The sequence below is a fragment of the Frateuria sp. YIM B11624 genome (assembly GCF_049727805.1).
Classification (GTDB): domain Bacteria; phylum Pseudomonadota; class Gammaproteobacteria; order Xanthomonadales; family Rhodanobacteraceae; genus Frateuria_A.
On sequence record NZ_JBCNYA010000008.1, the window covers coordinates 40,585 to 57,538 of the forward strand.

At 70.7% G+C, this 16,954-nt stretch carries 15 protein-coding genes and 1 other RNA gene; 14 read left to right on the forward strand and 2 right to left on the reverse strand.

Annotated elements, in window-relative coordinates; genetic code table 11:
• Positions 1–2: 2 nt before the first annotated feature.
• Both AAIL17_RS05745 and AAIL17_RS05750 read right to left on the reverse strand, forming a co-directional pair.
• Positions 3–359, reverse strand: coding sequence for a YraN family protein (locus AAIL17_RS05745; RefSeq protein WP_424681866.1), 357 nt, complete (start codon positions 357–359; stop codon positions 3–5).
• Positions 359–2,320, reverse strand: coding sequence for a penicillin-binding protein activator (locus AAIL17_RS05750; RefSeq protein WP_424681867.1), 1,962 nt, complete (start codon positions 2,318–2,320; stop codon positions 359–361). The genes AAIL17_RS05745 and AAIL17_RS05750 overlap by 1 nt, the downstream gene beginning before the upstream one ends.
• Before the next feature lie 85 nt (positions 2,321–2,405).
• On the opposite strand from AAIL17_RS05750, the gene rsmI reads away from it, so the two are divergent.
• The 14 genes from rsmI (at position 2,406) to AAIL17_RS05820 (ending at position 16,954) form a co-directional block, all read left to right on the forward strand.
• Complete coding sequence (gene rsmI, locus AAIL17_RS05755) at positions 2,406–3,236, forward strand: 16S rRNA (cytidine(1402)-2'-O)-methyltransferase (protein WP_424681868.1); 831 nt, start codon at positions 2,406–2,408, stop codon at positions 3,234–3,236.
• 88 nt (positions 3,237–3,324) lie between these two features.
• Positions 3,325–3,687, forward strand: an RNA gene (rnpB, locus tag AAIL17_RS05760) — RNase P RNA component class A.
• 411 nt (positions 3,688–4,098) lie between these two features.
• Positions 4,099–4,545 (forward strand): division/cell wall cluster transcriptional repressor MraZ, encoded by a 447-nt coding sequence (gene mraZ, locus AAIL17_RS05765; protein WP_424681946.1) that lies wholly within the window; start codon positions 4,099–4,101, stop codon positions 4,543–4,545.
• A 48-nt stretch (positions 4,546–4,593) separates the two neighbouring features.
• Positions 4,594–5,514: a 16S rRNA (cytosine(1402)-N(4))-methyltransferase RsmH gene (rsmH, locus tag AAIL17_RS05770; protein WP_424681869.1), complete on the forward strand. Its 921-nt coding sequence runs from the start codon at positions 4,594–4,596 to the stop codon at positions 5,512–5,514.
• Positions 5,511–5,783 (forward strand): cell division protein FtsL, encoded by a 273-nt coding sequence (gene ftsL / locus AAIL17_RS05775; protein WP_424681870.1) that lies wholly within the window; start codon positions 5,511–5,513, stop codon positions 5,781–5,783. Before rsmH ends, ftsL begins: the two co-directional genes overlap by 4 nt.
• Positions 5,780–7,591 (forward strand): peptidoglycan D,D-transpeptidase FtsI family protein, encoded by a 1,812-nt coding sequence (locus tag AAIL17_RS05780; RefSeq protein ID WP_424681871.1) that lies wholly within the window; start codon positions 5,780–5,782, stop codon positions 7,589–7,591. The genes ftsL and AAIL17_RS05780 overlap by 4 nt, the downstream gene beginning before the upstream one ends.
• Positions 7,588–9,066: a UDP-N-acetylmuramoyl-L-alanyl-D-glutamate--2,6-diaminopimelate ligase gene (locus AAIL17_RS05785; RefSeq protein ID WP_424681872.1), complete on the forward strand. Its 1,479-nt coding sequence runs from the start codon at positions 7,588–7,590 to the stop codon at positions 9,064–9,066. The genes AAIL17_RS05780 and AAIL17_RS05785 overlap by 4 nt, the downstream gene beginning before the upstream one ends.
• Positions 9,063–10,433, forward strand: coding sequence for a UDP-N-acetylmuramoyl-tripeptide--D-alanyl-D-alanine ligase (locus AAIL17_RS05790; RefSeq protein WP_424681873.1), 1,371 nt, complete (start codon positions 9,063–9,065; stop codon positions 10,431–10,433). Before AAIL17_RS05785 ends, AAIL17_RS05790 begins: the two co-directional genes overlap by 4 nt.
• Positions 10,423–11,505, forward strand: coding sequence for a phospho-N-acetylmuramoyl-pentapeptide-transferase (gene mraY / locus AAIL17_RS05795; RefSeq protein ID WP_424681874.1), 1,083 nt, complete (start codon positions 10,423–10,425; stop codon positions 11,503–11,505). Before AAIL17_RS05790 ends, mraY begins: the two co-directional genes overlap by 11 nt.
• A 2-nt stretch (positions 11,506–11,507) precedes the next feature.
• Positions 11,508–12,752 (forward strand): putative lipid II flippase FtsW, encoded by a 1,245-nt coding sequence (ftsW, locus tag AAIL17_RS05800; protein WP_424681875.1) that lies wholly within the window; start codon positions 11,508–11,510, stop codon positions 12,750–12,752.
• Positions 12,749–13,837, forward strand: a complete 1,089-nt coding sequence (gene murG / locus AAIL17_RS05805; RefSeq protein WP_424681876.1) for an undecaprenyldiphospho-muramoylpentapeptide beta-N-acetylglucosaminyltransferase — start codon at positions 12,749–12,751, stop codon at positions 13,835–13,837. Before ftsW ends, murG begins: the two co-directional genes overlap by 4 nt.
• Positions 13,834–15,273, forward strand: a complete 1,440-nt coding sequence (gene murC / locus AAIL17_RS05810) for a UDP-N-acetylmuramate--L-alanine ligase (RefSeq protein WP_424681877.1) — start codon at positions 13,834–13,836, stop codon at positions 15,271–15,273. The genes murG and murC overlap by 4 nt, the downstream gene beginning before the upstream one ends.
• A complete protein-coding gene (locus AAIL17_RS05815; RefSeq protein WP_424681878.1) occupies positions 15,270–16,226 on the forward strand; it encodes a D-alanine--D-alanine ligase in 957 nt (318 codons plus the stop codon). The genes murC and AAIL17_RS05815 overlap by 4 nt, the downstream gene beginning before the upstream one ends.
• The gene (locus AAIL17_RS05820; RefSeq protein WP_424681879.1) at positions 16,223–16,954 is read left to right on the forward strand and encodes a cell division protein FtsQ/DivIB; all 732 of its coding nucleotides are present in this window, start codon (positions 16,223–16,225) and stop codon (positions 16,952–16,954) included. Before AAIL17_RS05815 ends, AAIL17_RS05820 begins: the two co-directional genes overlap by 4 nt.

Sequence of the window (16,954 nt, forward strand, 5' to 3'; positions counted from 1 at the left end):
GCTCACTCGGCTTCGAAGGCGCCCTTCAGCCAGTGCATCTGCGCATTGGCGGCGGGTCCGTCGTAGCTCACCACGTCGAAGCGGCAGGGGCGATGGGCATGCTGCGCATGCGCCGCCAGCCAGAGGTGCGCGGTGCGGATCAGCTTGTCCTGCTTAGCCCGCGTGACCGAGGCGGCGGCGTCGCCGTGGCCGGCGCGCACGCGGTAGCGCACCTCGACGAACACCACCGTGTCGCCCTCGCGCATGACCAGGTCCAGTTCGCCGTGGCGGGTGGTGTAGTTGCGCGCCAGCGGTGTGAGGCCGGCGCGTTCGAGCTCGCGGCAGGCGCGTTGTTCGAAGGCGTCGCCGGCCGCGCGCATCAGTGGCCCGCGGGCGGCTGGCCGGTCGAACTGGCCGGCGGCACGCCGGTGGAGGTGGCCGGGATCGGCGTGCCGCCGCCCTCGTCCACCGGCGGCGCTGCGGAAGGCACGTCATCCAGCTGCAGGCTGCCGGTCAGCGGGCGCGCCAGGCCGTCCTGGAAACGCGCCCACACCAGTACGCGGCGCACGCGGCCGAACTGGTCGGCCGCGAGCTGGCCGCTGGCGCCGGGCAGGTAGCTGCCTGGATGGTCGCGCAGCCAGTCGAGGTAGGGCACCAGGTTCCACGCATCCATGCCGAAGGCGAACAGCCGCGCCGAGGTGCCGCGCGCGGCGGGCAACTGGGCAGCGATCGCGTCGTGGCTGGGCAGGCCCGGCTGGGCGTCGAACAGCCAGGGCGCGTCGGAGAACTCGACGCCGTCGAGGTCGCGGTCGGCTGCGGCGTCGTCCACGCCGGCGTAGATGTGCGAGGTGGCGAACACCGGCAGACCGACGTGCGCGATGTGCATCTGCGGCAGCAGCAGACGCGCCTGCTCCGGCCGCATGCTGATGAAGACGCCGGTGTCGCCGGTCGGCACCGGTGCCGGTGCGGCGACCGCTGCGCTGCCGGCCGCGGCCGGTGCCGAGCTGGCCGCTGCGGGCTCGCTGCCGGCCAGCGGCGTCGCGGAGGTTGGCATGTTGAGCCCGGCGATCGCGTTGGCGTAGTTCACCTTGCCCGGCGGCAGCGTGGCCATGCCGGCGACGTGGCCGCCGCGAGCCTCCAGCTCGGCCTTGAAGGCGCCGGCGGCGCGCTGGGCGAAGTCGTCGTCCGAAACGATGACGTAGGCGCCGTGGATGCCGCGCTCGACCATGTGGTCGGCCGCCTGTGCACCTTCGGTTTCCGGCAGCAGGCCGAACTCGGTGGCGCCGGCGGCGGGCAGGCTCTTGTCGTCCGGATGGTTGAGCGCGAGCAGCGGCACCGGGAGCTGCGCCTGGCCGAACACGGCGGCCACCTCGGCGCGGGTGAGCGGGCCGACGACCAGCTGTGCGCCATCGCTGGCGGCCTGCTGATAGGCCTTCAGCGCGCTGTCGGCGCTACCGCCGCTGTCGTAGACCTTCACCGCGGCGCGCGGCGCGTTGTTGCGCGCGGCGTCGGCGTAGGCGGCGAAGAAGCCCTGGCGGATCGCACCGCTGGCGCCGGCGAAGTTGCCGCCCAGCGGCAGCAGCAGCGCCACGCGCGCGGGCATGCGGTAACCCTCGCGCACGTTCGCGTTGGCGCCGGGCAGCATGGTGCCGACCGGCTGGTCGAGATCCGGCTGCGGCTGGGCCACCGGCACGCCGAGCTGGGTCAGCGCCTCGTTGATCCAGGGCAGCATGCGGTCGCCCTGCTGCATGGCGGTGCCGCGGCGCTTCAGCGGCTCGACCCCCAGCCGGCCGAGCAGATCGAGGATCTGCTTGCGGTTCTGCGTGTGGTCCAGGCCTTCGAGCTGCGGGTCCATCTGCACGCGCGTGCGCGCGGCGCCCCACAGGTCGCCGCTGGCTTCCATGGCGCGTGCGCGCAGTTCGAGCAGGCGCAGTTCGAGCGCGGACGGTACTGGCGCAGGCTGGGTGGTCAGTTGCAGCGCGGTGTGCGCATCGTGGTGGGCGAGCGCCAGTTCCGCCCGGAGCAGGTCGTAGCGCGCGGCGTCCTCGGCCTCGAGGCGCGGGCGGCGCACCTGGTCGAGCAGCGGCGCGGCCTGGTCGATCGCACCTTCCTCGCGGTACACCTCGGCGGCCAGGATGCGGTAGTGGTCGGTGTCGCCGGTCTGTCGGGCGAGGTCGAGATAGGCCTGCACAGCCTGGTCGAACTGGCCCTGGCTGACGAGCTGCTCGGCATGTTGCGCGGCGGCCAGTTCCTGCGGCGAGCGGGTCACCTTGGTCGGCACGCAGGCGCTCGAGGCCAAGGCGATCAGCAGGCCGAGGCTGGCGGCGCGAAGCAGTCGCATGGAGTGTCCCTTGGTCGTGGTCGACATGGTGAGCGATCATAGCCGATCGTGCCGCGCGCCCTTTGCGCACCGCTTCGGAGTTCCCATGCCTACTGTCCAGCCCGGCAGCTTGTCGGTCGTCGCCACGCCGATCGGCAACCGCGACGACATCTCGGCGCGCGCGATCGCCACGCTGCGCGCGGCCGATGTGATCGCCGCGGAGGACACCCGCCACAGCCGTCCGCTGCTGCTGCACCACAACGTCGACGTGCCGCTGGTGGCGCTGCACGAGCACAACGAGCGCGAAGCGGTCGATGCGCTGGTGCGGCGCATGCTGGAAGGGCAATCGGTGGCATTGATTTCCGACGCAGGCACGCCGCTGGTCAGCGATCCGGGGTTCCGCCTGGTGCGTGCTGCGCGCGCGGCCGGCATCCGTTGCGTGCCGGTGCCGGGCGCCTGCGCGGCGATCGCGGCGCTGTCGGTGGCCGGGTTGCCCAGCGATCGCTTCGTGTTCGAAGGCTTCCTGCCGCCGAAGGCGGGTGCGCGGCGCAGCCGCCTGCAGGAATTGGCCGGCGAGCCGCGCACGCTCATCTTCTATGAGTCGTCCCATCGGGTGGCCGAAAGCCTGGCGGACATGCGCGAAGTGTTCGGCGGCGCGCGCGAGGCGGTGCTGGCGCGCGAACTGACCAAGCTGTTCGAGACGGTGATCGGCGAGCCGCTGGAGCAACTGGCCGCGCGCGTGGCCGGTGATCCGGACCAGCAGCGCGGCGAGTGCGTGATCCTCGTCGCCGGCCGCGGCGAGGAAACGGACGCGCGGCTGGCCGAAGGGCAGCGCGTGTTCGCACTGCTGCGCGAGGAGTTGCCGCCGGCCAAGGCGGCCAAGCTGGCCGCGGCGATCACTGGTGCGCCGCGCAAGAGCCTCTACGAAGCTTCGTAGTCGGCGCCGATCGTCGAACCGGCCGTTTGCTGACTACGCGTGGTGGGGTGAAGCCCGCCGTGTGCATGCTTCGACTACAATCGACACTGGAGTCGGCCGGACAGTCGCGTCGCACGCGAGTGCGTCGAGGAAAGTCCGGGCTCCGCAGGGCAGGGTGCCAGGTAACACCTGGGCGGCGCGAGCCGACGGCCAGTGCAACAGAGAGCAGACCGCCGATGGCCCGCAAGGGCACAGGTAAGGGTGAAAGGGTGCGGTAAGAGCGCACCGCGTGCGGGGCCAACGCCGCACGGCACGGTAAACCCCACCCGGAGCAAGACCGAATAGGGGAACGATAACGCGGCCCGCGTTGTTCCCGGGTAGGTCGCTGGAGCCAGGCGGCGACGCCTGGCCGAGAGGAATGACTGTCACGCCGCAAGGCGTACAGAACCCGGCTTACAGGCCGGCTCCGCCTCTAGCGGCAGCGTGCCTCGCCACGTTGCCAGGGAAGGGCCAGGGTGGCGCAGGGGATCGCGCTGCCCTGGCCCTTTCCGTTTCTGGCGGGTCGATCCGGCAGGCGCTGATGCCAAGGGTCGCGCGGGATGGTGGCTAACGGTCGTCGCTCCTGCAGGGACCCTAGGCCTGAACAGGCAGTTCATGTCCGGCCCGGGTGGGCGTCGAAAAGCCCGTGACTTGCCTCACAGGCCATTTGAAAATTTCCCAAGCTTTCAATCACCTTGCCGACCTTTCTCCGAAACGGCTGGAAATACGTCCACACTTCCGCCTTTCTCCTTGATTCGCAAGCAAAATTCCCTTGACGTCTCAAAAGGCGAGACGTATCGTGGGACCCTGTGTGAAATCGTGGGAATCAGTGGAGTCCACGCAGGTGTTCCAGGGCGAAACCGCCATCACCGTCGATGACAAGGGCCGGCTGGCCATCCCGACCATGTATCGGGAGCTGGTCGCGGGCGCCTGCGCCAATCGACTGGTGGTCACCTACAGCCCGTTCGAGACGGGCTGCCTGTGGCTGTTTCCCTATGCCGAGTGGGAAAAGGTGCGCGACCAGGTCAACGCGCTGCCGATGGTCAAGGCGCCGCACCGCAACCTGCAGATGAAGCTGGTGGGCGCGGCGACCGTGGTCGAGCCGGATGGCGCATCGCGCGTCCTGCTGCCGGCCAGCCAGCGCGCCGCCGCCGGCATCGAGAAGAAGGCGGTGCTGCTGGGCATGGGCAACAAGTTCGAGCTGTGGAGCGAACAGGCGCACCTGGCCAAGATCCGCCAGACCCTCGGCGAAGACGACATCACTGACGACATGGCGGACCTGCGCCTGTAAGGCGCGGTGCTTTCGGTGCGGGACGAAGACGGGACGGGAGGGTGCGGCATGGCCGAGTTGCGGCACATCCCGGTGATGCTGGACGAAGCGGTGGAGGGCCTTGCCGTGCAGGCAGGCGGGCGGTATCTGGATGGCACCTTCGGACGCGGCGGCCACGCACGCGCGGTGCTGTCGCGCCTGGGGCCCGACGGCCGGCTGCTGCTGATGGACCGCGACCCGACCGCCATCGCCGCCGCCCGCGAAGCGTTCGCGGATGAGCCGCGCGTGGCGATCCGCCACGGCAACTTCGCCGAACTGGCCGAGTGGGACGAGACCGTCGGCGGCCTGGACGGCGTGCTGCTCGACCTCGGCGTGTCCTCGCCACAACTGGACGAGGCCGCGCGCGGCTTCAGCTTCATGGCCGACGCGCCGCTGGACATGCGCATGGACACCACCCAGGGCGAGAGCGCCGCGGAGTTCCTCGCCCGCGCCGACGAGCGCGAGATCGCCGACGTGCTGTGGACCTTCGGCGAGGAGCGCTTCAGCCGCAAGATCGCCCGCGCCATCGTCGCGCGCCGCGCCGAGGCGCCGATCGCCCGCACCGGCGAACTGGCGGCGCTGATCGAGCGCACCATCGGCCGCCGCGAGCCGGGCAAGCACCCGGCCACGCGCAGCTTCCAGGCCCTGCGCATCCGCGTGAACGGCGAGCTTGATGCCGTGCAGCGCGGGCTCGATGCCGCGCTGGAGCGGCTCAAGGTCGGTGGGCGGCTTTCGGTGATCAGCTTCCACTCGCTGGAGGACCGCACGGTCAAGCAGTTCATCCGAGACCACTCCGGCCGTGTGCAAGGCAGCCGGCGCGGCCCGCCGGTCGCCGCGGCGCCGGCACGGCTGGCGGCGGTGGGCAAGGCGCGCTTTCCCTCCGATGAGGAGCTTGCGGTCAATCCGCGCGCCCGCTCGGCGGTGCTGCGCGTGGCGGAGAAGCTCGCATGAGGGCGCTCGGCGGCATCGCACTGGTGATCGTGCTGCTGGCCGTGCTGGTCAGCGCGATCGGCGTGGTATGGACGCGCCACGAGAGCCGCGTGCTGTTCGTCGAACTGACCCGCCTGCAGAACCAGCGCGACGAGCTCAACGTCGAATACGGCCGGCTCGAGCTGGAGCAGGCGACCTGGGCCGAGCCGCGCCGCATCGACCAGGAAGCGCGCAGCAAGCTCGGCATGGTCACGCCCAGGCCGCAAGACATCCAGTTGGTGCGCCGATGAGCGTGCGCCGACCGACGCCGCAACCTTCCGGCGGCCGCCGCCGCGGCGCCGGCCCCAGTGCACGCCGGCGCATCCTGCTGGTGGTGGGCGTGCTGTCGCTGGCCTCGCTCGGGCTGGTCGCGCGCGCGTTCGACCTGCAGGTGATGCGCAAGCAGTTCTACCAGGACCAGGGCGACGCGCGCTTCCTGCGCGAGGTGAAGATCCCGGTCTCGCGCGGCACCATCTTCGACCGCAACGGCGAACCGCTGGCGGTGTCCACGCCGGTGATGTCGATCTGGGCCAATCCGCCGCAGGTGCTGGAGAACGCCGACCGCATCCCCGACCTCGCCGCCGCGCTCGGCGTGGATGCGGGCGAGCTGAAGGAGCGTCTGGCGCAGCGCTCGGACCGCGAATTCGTCTACCTGCGTCGGCAGATGCCGCCGGAGGCGGCGCAAGCCGTGCTGGACCTGGACATCCCGGGCGTCAACGCGCAGCGCGAATACCGCCGCTACTACCCGTCGGGCGAAGTGACTTCGCACGTGCTCGGCTTCACGAATATCGATGATCATGGCCAAGAGGGGCTGGAACTGGCCTTCGACGACTGGCTGTCCGGCCAGCCCGGCGCCAAGCGGGTGATCCGCGACCGCATGGGCCACGTGGTGGAGGACGTCGAGCAGGTGCGCGAGCCCAAGCCGGGCAAGAACCTCACGCTCAGCATCGACCGGCGCATCCAGTTTCTCGCCTACAACGAGCTGAAGAACGCGCTGACCGAGTTCGATGCGGCCTCCGGATCGATGGTGATCCTGGACGTGCCGACCGGCGAAGTGCTGGCGATGGTCAACCTGCCGACCTACAACCCCAACGCGCTGGGCGGCAGCAAGTTCTCCGACCGGCGCAACCGCGCCGTCACCGACCTGATCGAGCCTGGTTCGACGATCAAGCCGATCCTGATGGCGGCGGCGCTGTCCAGCGGCAAGTACACGCCGACCAGTCCGCTGATCGATACCACCGGCGGCCATTGGTACTTCCAGGGTCACGACATCCACGACACGCACAACTATGGGGTGCTCACGCCCACCGGCGTGATCACCAAGTCGAGCAACGTGGGCGCCGCGCGCATCGCGATGACGCTCGACACGGCGCTCATGTACAACACCTATCGCGCGTTCGGCTTCGGCAACAGCACCAACAGCGGCTTTCCCGGCGAGTCCTCCGGCCTGCTGCGCATCGGCCGCGACTGGCGTCCGCTGGAACAGGCGATCATGGGCTACGGCTACGGCCTTAACGTGACGCCGCTGCAGCTGGCCAACGCGTACGCGACGCTGGGCGACCACGGCGTGATGCACACGCCGAGCTTCATCAAGGGCGCCGACAACGAACCGCGGGCGATCGTCTCGACGCAGGTGGCCGACGAGATCGTCCAGATGATGGAGACGGTGACCGCGCCGGGCGGCACCGCCACGACCGCGCGCATCGCCAACTACATCGTGGCCGGCAAGACCGGCACGGCGCACAAGGCCGCGGTCGGCGGCTACTCGCGCAACAACTACACCGCCGCCTTCGCCGGGCTGGTGCCTGCGAGCCACCCGCGGCTGGTCGGCGTGGTGGTCATCGACGACCCGCAGAAGCGCAGCTACTACGGCGGCATCATTTCCGCGCCGGTGTTCGCGCGGGTGATGGAAGGCGCGTTGCGCCTGCTCGACGTGCCGCCTGACAACATCGGGCGCTGGTATGCCGGCGGGCCATTGATGAGCCCGAACGGCCTGGCCGGTAGCAAGCCGCCGACCGATATGCCGATCGACGACGCACCGATGGAGGACGGGCCATGACGACGCGCCCCCTCTCCGCGTTGCTGCACGACTTCGCCGACGCAGGTGCGCTCGGCGATCTTCGTATCTGCGGCCTCACTCTCGGTTCGCGCCAGGTGCAGCCCGGCGAGGCCTTCGTGGCGCTGCACGGCACTCGCGCGCACGGCATCGCCTACGCCGCCGAGGCGGTGGCGCGCGGCGCCGCCGTGGTACTGGCCGAAGCGCCGGCGGTGGCGGGTTTCACTCCCGGCGTGCCGGTGCTGTGGATCGACGACCTGCACGCGCGCCTGGGCGAAATCGCCGCGCGCTTCTACGACCATCCCGCGCGCGCGCTGCGCATCGTCGGCGTCACCGGCACCAACGGCAAGACCTCGACGGTGCAGCTGATCACCCAGGCGCTGTCGCGGCTGGGCCGCACCGCGGCCAGCATCGGCACGCTGGGCGCCGGCCTCTACGGCGCACTCGACGAGGGCGAACGCACCACGCCGGATGCGATCAGCGTGCAGCGGTTGCTGGCGCGGTTCCGCGACCAGGGTGCGACGCACGTGGCGATGGAGGTGTCTTCGCACGCGCTGGAGCAGGGCCGCGTCGGCGCGGTCGGCTTCGAGGTCGCGGCGTTCACCAACCTGACGCGCGACCATCTGGATTACCACGGCACGATGGAAGCCTACGGTGCTGCCAAGGCCAAGCTGTTCGCCTTCCCGGGGCTGAAGGCCGCCGCAGTCAACGTGGACGACGCCTTCGGTCGCGCGCTTGCCGAGCGCCTGCCGAATGGCATGCGTGTGCTGCGCACTGGCATCGCCACCGTGGCCGATGTCAGCGCCGCCGACGTCGTGACCTCCGCCGAGGGACTGGCCTTCGAACTGCGCACGCCGTGGGGCACGCATGCGATCCGCAGCGCGCTGCTCGGCCGTTTCAACGTGGCCAACCTGCTGGCGGTGGTGGCCTGCCTCGGCGCGCTGGGCGAGCCGTTCGCGCGCATCGTCGAGGCGGTCGAGGCACTCGCGCCGGTCAACGGCCGCATGAATCGCCTCGGCGGCGACGGTCGCCATCCGCTGGTCGTGATCGACTACGCGCACACGCCCGATGCACTGGAACAGGCGCTCACCGCGTTGCGCGCGCACTGCGCCGGCCGGCTGGTCTGCGTGTTCGGCTGCGGCGGCGAGCGCGATGCGGGCAAGCGTCCGCAGATGGGCGCGATCGCCGAGCGGCTGGCCGACGTGGCGATCGTCACCGACGACAACCCGCGTGGCGAGAACGGCGATGCCATCGTGGCGCAGATCCGCGCCGGCATGCAGCGCGCGGCTACGGTCGAGCGCGACCGCGCCGCGGCCATCGCCCTGGCGATCGCGCAGGCCGGCCCCGACGACGTCGTGCTGATCGCCGGCAAGGGCCACGAAACCTACCAGGAGGGCGCCGCCGGCAAGCGTCCGTTCGACGATCTCGCCGTCGCCCGCACCGCCCTTGCCGGCCCGGCCCGGGAGAACCACGCATGATGCGCCTCTCCGAAATCGCGGTGTGGACCGGCGGCGGCCTGCTCGGCCCCGACCTGCAGGTGAGCGGGGTGGCGATCGACACCCGCCGGCTGCAGCCGGGCGAGCTGTTCGTGGCGATCCGGGGCGAGCGCGTCGACGGCCACGACTTCGTGCGCGAGGCCGCCCTGCGCGGCGCCTCGGCGGCGCTGGTCACGCGCCGCGTCGACGTGGACCTGCCGCAGGTGCTGGTCCACGACACCCAACTGGCGCTTGGCGACCTGGCCAGCGCAGTGCGCGCGCAGCGCGACGTGCGCGTGGTCGGCATCACCGGTTCCAACGGCAAGACCACGGTCAAGACGCTGACCGCGTCGATCCTTTCCCGCCACGGCCGCACCCACGTCAACGCGGGCAACTACAACAACGAACTGGGCCTGCCGCTGACCCTGCTGGCAATGCCGGCGGACACCGAGTACGCGGTGCTGGAGATGGGTGCCGGCAAGCCAGGCGACATCGCCTACCTCGCGGCCATCGCGCGGCCCGATATCGGCCTCGTCAACACCATCGCGCCGGCGCACCTTGAGCGCATGGGCAGTCTGGAGGGCGTGGCCGAAACCAAGGGCGCGCTGTACCAGGCGCTGCCGGCCGACGGCGTGGCGATCATCAATGCCGACGATGCCTTCGCCGGTTTCTTCGAAGGCCTTGCCGGCTCGCGGGCGACGCTGCACTTCGGCCTGGATGGCCACGTCGACGTCGGCGCGACCATCCTCGAGCAACGCGTGGACAGTTCGCGCTTCCTGCTGCGCACGCCCGAGGGTGAAGCCGAGGTGGCACTGCCGCTGGCCGGACGCCACAACATCGCCAACGCGCTGGCCGCGGCCTCGATCGCACTGGCGCTGGATGTGCCGCTGGCAACCATCGTCGCCGGCCTGCTGCACGTGCCGGGCGTGGCCGGGCGGCTGCGCAGCGAGGCGATGCCGGGCGGCTGGACGCTGATCGACGACAGCTACAACGCCAATCCCGGCTCGGTCGGCGCCGCCATCGACACGCTGGCGCTGGCGCCCGGCGAGCGCTGGCTGGTGCTCGGCGACATGGCCGAGCTCGGCCCCGAGGCGCGCGCGCTGCACGAAGGCATCGGCGCGCGTGCGAAGGCGGCCGGCATCGAGCGGCTGTTCGCGGTCGGTCCGCTGAGCGCGGCGGCGGTCAAGGCCTTCGGCACGGGCGGCGAGCACCACGCCGACAAGGCCGCGCTGGCCGCCTCGCTCGCACGCCAGATGCACGCGGGCGTGACCTGCCTGGTCAAGGGCTCGCGTTCGGCCGGCATGGAGCAGGTTGTGTCGTCACTGAAAGAGCAAACCCACGCCTCCGGAGGCCCCATCGATGCTGCTTGAGCTGGCCGACTGGATGGCGCGGCATTTCACCGCCCTGCACCTGTTCCAGTACATCACCTTCCGCACGATCATGGCCGCGCTCACCGCGCTGGCGATGTCGCTGCTGCTGGGTCCGGGCCTGATCATGCGGCTGGCCGCGCTCAAGGCCGGCCAGGTGGTGCGCAGCGACGGCCCGCAGACGCACCTGGTCAAAGCCGGTACGCCGACCATGGGCGGCGTGATGATCCTGCTGGCGATCGCCATCGCCACGCTGCTGTGGGCCGACCTGCACAACCGCTACGTGTGGATCGTGCTGGCGGTGCTCGTCACCTTCGGCGCGATCGGCTTCTACGACGACTACAAGAAGCTGGTGCTCAGGGACAGCCGTGGGCTGGCCTCGCGCTGGAAGTATTTCTGGCAGTCGGTGTTCGGCCTGGCGGCGGCGGTGTTTCTGTACAAGACCGCCCAGCTGCCGGCCGAGACCGCGCTGTACGTGCCGCTGTTCAAGCAGGTGGCGCTGCCGCTGGGCGTGCTGTTCGTGGTGGTCGCCTACTTCATGGTGGTGGGTTTTTCCAACGCGGTGAACCTGACCGACGGCCTGGATGGGCTGGCGATCATGCCCTCGGTGCTGGTGTCCGGCGCGCTGGGCGTGTTCGCCTATCTCGCCGGCAACAAGGTGTTCTCCGAGTACCTCGGCATCCCGTCGATTCCCGGCGCGGGCGAGCTTTCGATCTTCTGCGGCGCGCTGGCCGGCGCGGGGCTGGGCTTCCTCTGGTTTAACACCTATCCCGCACAGGTGTTCATGGGCGACGTCGGTGCGCTCGCCATCGGCGCGGCGCTGGCCTGCGTGGCGGTGATCGTGCGCCAGGAAATCGTGCTGATCGTGATGGGCGGCGTGTTCGTGCTGGAAACCGTGTCGGTGATGCTGCAGGTGGCCAGCTTCAAGCTCACCGGCAAGCGGATCTTCCGCATGGCGCCGATCCACCACCACTTCGAGCTCAAGGGCTGGCCCGAGCCGCGGGTGATCGTGCGTTTCTGGATCATCAGCGTCGTGCTGGTGCTGATCGGCCTTGCCACGTTGAAGGTGCGCTGACGATGTTCGGCTTCGGTTCCAGCCAGGCGATCAAGCGGCACGGGCCGCGCGGCAGCTTCGACCTGCCGCTGCTGGTCGCGCTCGTCGGGCTGGCCAGCATGGGCGTGGTGATGGTCACCTCTAGCTCCATCGCCGTGGCCGACAGCCAGCACATCGGCGCGTTCTATTACCTGAAGAAGCACCTGTTCTACCTGGCGCTCGGACTGGTGATGGCCGGCGTGGCCATGCGCACGGAGCTCAAGCAGGTGGAGAAGTACGCATTCCCGCTGCTGCTGGTCGGCGGCGTCATGCTGCTGGCGGTGTTCGTGCCACACCTGGGGATGCGCATCAATGGTGCGCGGCGCTGGCTCAACTTCGTCGTGCTCAGCTTCCAGCCGGTCGAGGCGGTGAAGCTGATCCTGGTGGTCTACGTGGCGAGCTTCCTGGTGCGCCACCGCGAGAGCGTGGAGACGAAGTTCTGGGGATTGCTGCGGCCGGTGCTGGTGGCCGGCATCATCGTGCTGCTGCTGCTGGCGCAGCCGGACTTTGGCTCCGCCACGCTGATCATCGCGGTCACCATCGGCATGGTGTGGCTGGGCGGCGCGCGGCCGCTGTACCTGATGCTGATGGGCCTGCCGCTGATGCCGCTGCTCGCCATCGCGGCGACCAGCGAGAGCTACCGCATGAAGCGGCTGACCTCGTTCATGGATCCGTGGAAGGATCCGTTCAACGACGGCTTCCAGCTGACCCAGTCGCTGATGGCGATCGGCCGCGGCGAGTGGACCGGCGTCGGGCTGGGCTCGAGCGTGCTCAAGCTTTCCTACCTGCCCGAGGCGCACACCGACTTCATCCTGGCGGTGATCGGCGAGGAGTTAGGCCTGGCCGGCATCGTGCTGGTGATCGGGCTGTTCGCCGTGGCGGTCGGGCGCGGCCTCTACCTGGGCCTGAAGGGCGTGGAAGTGGGCCAGCGCTTCGCCGGCTACGTGGCCTTCGGCGTGTCGCTGATGCTGGGCCTGCAGGCGATGGTCTCGATCGGCGTGAACCTCGGCGCGTTGCCGACCAAGGGCCTGACCCTGCCGCTGATCAGCTCGGGTGGTTCCTCGGTGCTGATGACCTGCGCCATGGCTGGTGTGCTGCTGCGCGCCACCTTCGAGATCAACCGTGCGCTGGATGCGCGCCAGATGGCCACGCGCATGCCCGCCGTGGCGGTGGCCGACGCCAACGCGGCAGTGGCATCGCCGCGCGAGCGCGAGGCGGTGGCCGCATGAGCGCGAACCGTCCCGTGCTGATCATGGCCGGCGGCACCGGCGGCCACATCTTCCCGGGCCTGGCCGTGGCCGACGTGCTGCGTGCGCAGGGCATCCCGGTGGCCTGGCTGGGCGCGGCCGGCGGCATGGAGACGCGGGTGGTGCCGGCGCACGGCATCGAACTGCATACCGTTGCCGTCGGTGGCCTGCGTGGCAAGGGCCTGAAGACGCGCCTGCTGGCGCCGCTGATGCTGGCGCGCGCGCTCGTCGCTTCGCTGCGCGTGCTGCGCCGCCTGCGGCCGCGCAGCGTGCTGTCGATGGGTGGCTACGTGGCCGGTCCCGGCGGCGTGGCTGCGCGTATGACCGGTACGCCGCTGCTGGTGCACGAGCAGAACCGCGTGGCCGGCTACACCAACCGCAAGCTCGCCGGATTCGCGAAGCGCGTGCTTGCGGGCTTTGCCGATGCGCTGCCGAATGGCGAGTGGGTGGGCAATCCCGTGCGCGCCAGCATCGCCGCGCTGCCGCCACCAGCGGAGCGCCTTGCTGCGCGCTCGGGGCGCCCGCAACTGCTGGTGCTCGGCGGCAGCCTCGGCGCACGCGCGCTCAACCTCGCGCTGCCGCAGGCGCTCGCGCTGATTCCGGCCGACCAGCGCCCGACCGTGCGCCACCAGTGCGGCAGCCGCGGACTGGACGAGGCGCGCGCGGCCTACGCGCAGGCCGACGTTGAGGCGGAGGTGGTGCCTTTCATCGAGGACATGGCCGCCGCCTACGGCTGGGCCGATCTCGCGGTGTGCCGCGCCGGCGCGCTGACCATCGCCGAGCTCACCGCGGCGGGTCTGGGCGCCGTGCTGGTGCCGTTCCCGTACGCGGTGGACGACCACCAGACCGGCAACGCCCAGGCGCTGGTGGAAGCCGGTGCCGCCGAACTGATCCAGGAACGTGATTTGGACGTACAGACACTGGCGCAGCGCCTGGCCGCGTCGCTCGCCGATCGCGCGCGGCTGACCGCGATGGCCGAGGCCGCACGCATGCAGGCCAAGCCCGACGCGGCCGCCACCATCGCGGCCGCCTGCCTCGACGCAGCACGTCCGGAGGTGGCCGCATGACGCCCCGTCGCCTGCTCGCGCACGAAGACCTGATGACCACCTTCCGCCGTGTGCATTTCATCGGCATCGGCGGCGTGGGCATGAGCGGCATCGCCGAGGTGCTGCACAACCTGGGCTACGCCGTGTCCGGCTCGGACAAGGCCAACTCGCCGACCGCGCAACGGTTGGCGGCGCTGGGCATCGTCGTGCATGTCGGTCATGAGGCCGCGCACGTAGGCGACGCCGACGTCGTGGTGACCTCCAGCGCGATCCGCCAGGACAACCCGGAGCTGGTCGCCGCGCGCGCGTCGCGCATTCCGGTGATCCCGCGCGCCGAGATGCTCGGCGAGCTGATGCGTTTCCGCCGCGGCGTCGCCATCGCCGGCACGCACGGCAAGACCACCACCACCAGCCTGGTCGCCAGCGTGCTGGCCGAAGCCAACTATGACCCGACCTTCGTGATCGGCGGCCAGCTCAACGCCGCCGGCGCGAACGCGCGGCTCGGCACGGGCCAATACCTGGTCGCCGAAGCCGACGAGTCCGACGGCTCGTTCCTGCTGCTCTCGCCCGTGATCGCGGCGGTCACCAACATCGACGCCGACCACCTGGAGAACTACGGCGGCGATTTCGCCCAGGTGAAGAAGGCCTTCGCCGATTTCCTGCACCGCCTGCCGTTCTACGGCCTGGCCGTGCTGTGCGTGGACGACGAAGAGGTCGCGAAGCTGGCCAGGGACACCACGCGCCGCGTGATGACCTATGGCATCAGCGCCACCGATGCCGACGTGCGCGCGACCAACGTGCGCCAGAGCGGTTTCCAGATGCTGTTCGACCTGCAGTTGCCCGGCCGTGCCGAGGCGCTGCCAGTGACGCTGAACCTGCCGGGCCGGCACAACGTGCTCAACGCGCTGGCCGCCGCCACGATCGGCTGGCAACTCGGCGTCGAGGCAGCGGCGATCGCCCGCGCGCTGGAGAACTTCCAGGGTGTCGGCCGGCGCTTCCATCGCCGCGGCGAACTGAAGCTGGAGCAGGGCAGCGTGCTGCTGGTCGACGACTACGGCCACCATCCGCGTGAGCTCGCCGCCGTGTTCGCCGCCGCCCGCGGCGGCTGGCCGGACCGGCGCCTGGTGGTCGGCTTCCAGCCGCACCGGTACAGCCGCACGCGCGACCTGCTCGACGATTTCGCCAACGTGCTGGCCGAGGCCGACGTGCTGGTGCTGACCGACGTCTACCCGGCCGGCGAGGCGCCGATCGCCGGTGCCGACGGCCGCGCGCTGGCCCGTGCCGTGCGCGCGCGCGGCAAGGTCGACCCGGTGCTCGTCGAACACCCGCGCGACTTCAAGGACACCCTGCCGACGCTGCTGCGCGACGGCGACCTCCTGCTGCTGCTCGGCGCCGGCGATATCGGCGCGGCGGCGGTGGAGCTCGCGCAGGCCGGCCACCTGAGGACTGCCAAGTGAACGCTCCTGCCAAAATCACCGATCCCGCCCAGTTCGGCCGCGTGGCCGTGGTGATGGGTGGCAGCTCGGCCGAGCGCGAGGTATCGCTCGACTCCGGCCGCAACGTGCTGGCCGCGCTGAAGAGCCGCGGCGTCGACGCGCACGCGATCGACGGCATTCCGGCGCTGCTCGACGCTCTGCGCGCCGGCCACTTCGCGCGCGTGTTCAACATCCTGCACGGCCAGCACGGCGGCGGCGAGGACGGCGTGCTGCAGGGCGCACTGGAGTCGCTCAACGTGCCCTATACCGGCTCGGGCGTGCTCGGTTCGGCGCTGTCGATGGACAAGGTGCGCTCCAAGCGCGTGTGGCAGTCGCTCGGCCTGCCGACGCCGAAGTTCGTTGCATTGCCGCGGGGTGCCGACGCGCAGGCCGTGCACGCGGCGGCGAAACAGGTCGGTTTCCCGCTGATCGTCAAGCCGGCCTGCGAAGGTTCCAGCGTGGGCGTCACCCGCGTGTTCGAGGAGAGCCAGCTCGACAGCGCCGTCCAGCTCGCCGCCCGCTACCCGGGCGACCTGCTGATGGAGACCCTGATCGAAGGCGACGAGATGACCGTCGGCGTGCTCGGCCGCCAGGTGCTGCCCTCGATCCACATCGTGCCCAAGGGCGCGTTCTACGACTACAACGCCAAGTACGTCGCCGAGGACACGCAGTACCTGTGCCCGGGCCTCGAGGGCGCGGCCGAGGAGGAGCTGCGCGTGCTGGCCCTCACCGCCTTCGACGCGCTCGGCTGCCACGGCTGGGGCCGTGTCGACGTGATGCGCGACCGCCAGGGCCGCAACTACCTGCTCGAAGTGAACACCGCGCCGGGCATGACCTCGCACTCGCTGGTGCCCAAGGCGGCCAAGGCCGCCGGCATCGGTTACGAGGACGTCTGCTGGCGCGTGCTGGAAACCAGCTTCCGGGAGGGCCTGTGAGGGGAGCCATCCGCCTCGTTGCCTGGTGCCTGGCCATCGCACTGGTCGCGTTGCCGGTGGTCGGCGTGCTGCGCGGCTGGTTCGCCGCCGACCGCTGGCCGGTGACGCAGCTGACCGTGCAGGCCGAGTTCAAGCATGTGAGCGCCGGGGAGATCCGCGCCGCCGTACTGCCCAGGCTCGGCCACGGCTTCTTCGCGCTGGACCTGGACGCCGTGCAGCAGGCCGTGGCCGCGCTGCCGTGGGTGGAGTCGGTGGAGGCGCGCAAGCGCTGGCCGGATACGTTGATCCTGCGCATCTACGAGCGCCAGCCGTTCGCGCGCTGGAACGGCACCCGCCTGATCAGCCGCCAGGGCGTGCTGTTCGACGGCGGCAAGGACGCCGCCACCGCGCCGCTGCCCGATCTGCACGGCCCCGATGCGCAGATGCCCGAGGTGATCGCGTTCTATGCCGATGCGCTCAAGGCGGTGGCCGGCACGCCGCTCAAGGTTTCCGGCGTGGCGCTGTCCGAACGCGGCAGCTGGAGCCTGGCCACCGCGACGGGCGCGCAGATCGTGCTGGGCGACCGCGCCCAGGCCGGCAAGCGCCTGCGCCGCTTCCTCGACGTCTACCCGCAGGTGATGGCCGGCCATGAGGCCGCCTTCGCCTACGCCGACCTTCGCTACACCAACGGATTCGCCGTGCGCTGGCCCGACGCCGCCGCACCTGCCGCGGGGGTGCCCCGCACATGA

Coding starts and splice junctions, on each gene's coding strand:
- murC (WP_424681877.1), top strand. CDS start 13,834: ATGACGCCCCGTCGCCTGCTCGCGCACGAAGACCTGATGACCACCTTC.
- AAIL17_RS05790 (WP_424681873.1), top strand. CDS start 9,063: ATGATGCGCCTCTCCGAAATCGCGGTGTGGACCGGCGGCGGCCTGCTC.
- rsmI (WP_424681868.1), top strand. CDS start 2,406: ATGCCTACTGTCCAGCCCGGCAGCTTGTCGGTCGTCGCCACGCCGATC.
- AAIL17_RS05785 (WP_424681872.1), top strand. CDS start 7,588: ATGACGACGCGCCCCCTCTCCGCGTTGCTGCACGACTTCGCCGACGCA.
- ftsW (WP_424681875.1), top strand. CDS start 11,508: ATGTTCGGCTTCGGTTCCAGCCAGGCGATCAAGCGGCACGGGCCGCGC.
- ftsL (WP_424681870.1), top strand. CDS start 5,511: ATGAGGGCGCTCGGCGGCATCGCACTGGTGATCGTGCTGCTGGCCGTG.
- rsmH (WP_424681869.1), top strand. CDS start 4,594: ATGGCCGAGTTGCGGCACATCCCGGTGATGCTGGACGAAGCGGTGGAG.
- AAIL17_RS05745 (WP_424681866.1), bottom strand. CDS start 359: ATGCGCGCGGCCGGCGACGCCTTCGAACAACGCGCCTGCCGCGAGCTC.
- murG (WP_424681876.1), top strand. CDS start 12,749: ATGAGCGCGAACCGTCCCGTGCTGATCATGGCCGGCGGCACCGGCGGC.
- mraY (WP_424681874.1), top strand. CDS start 10,423: ATGCTGCTTGAGCTGGCCGACTGGATGGCGCGGCATTTCACCGCCCTG.
- AAIL17_RS05750 (WP_424681867.1), bottom strand. CDS start 2,320: ATGCGACTGCTTCGCGCCGCCAGCCTCGGCCTGCTGATCGCCTTGGCC.
- AAIL17_RS05780 (WP_424681871.1), top strand. CDS start 5,780: ATGAGCGTGCGCCGACCGACGCCGCAACCTTCCGGCGGCCGCCGCCGC.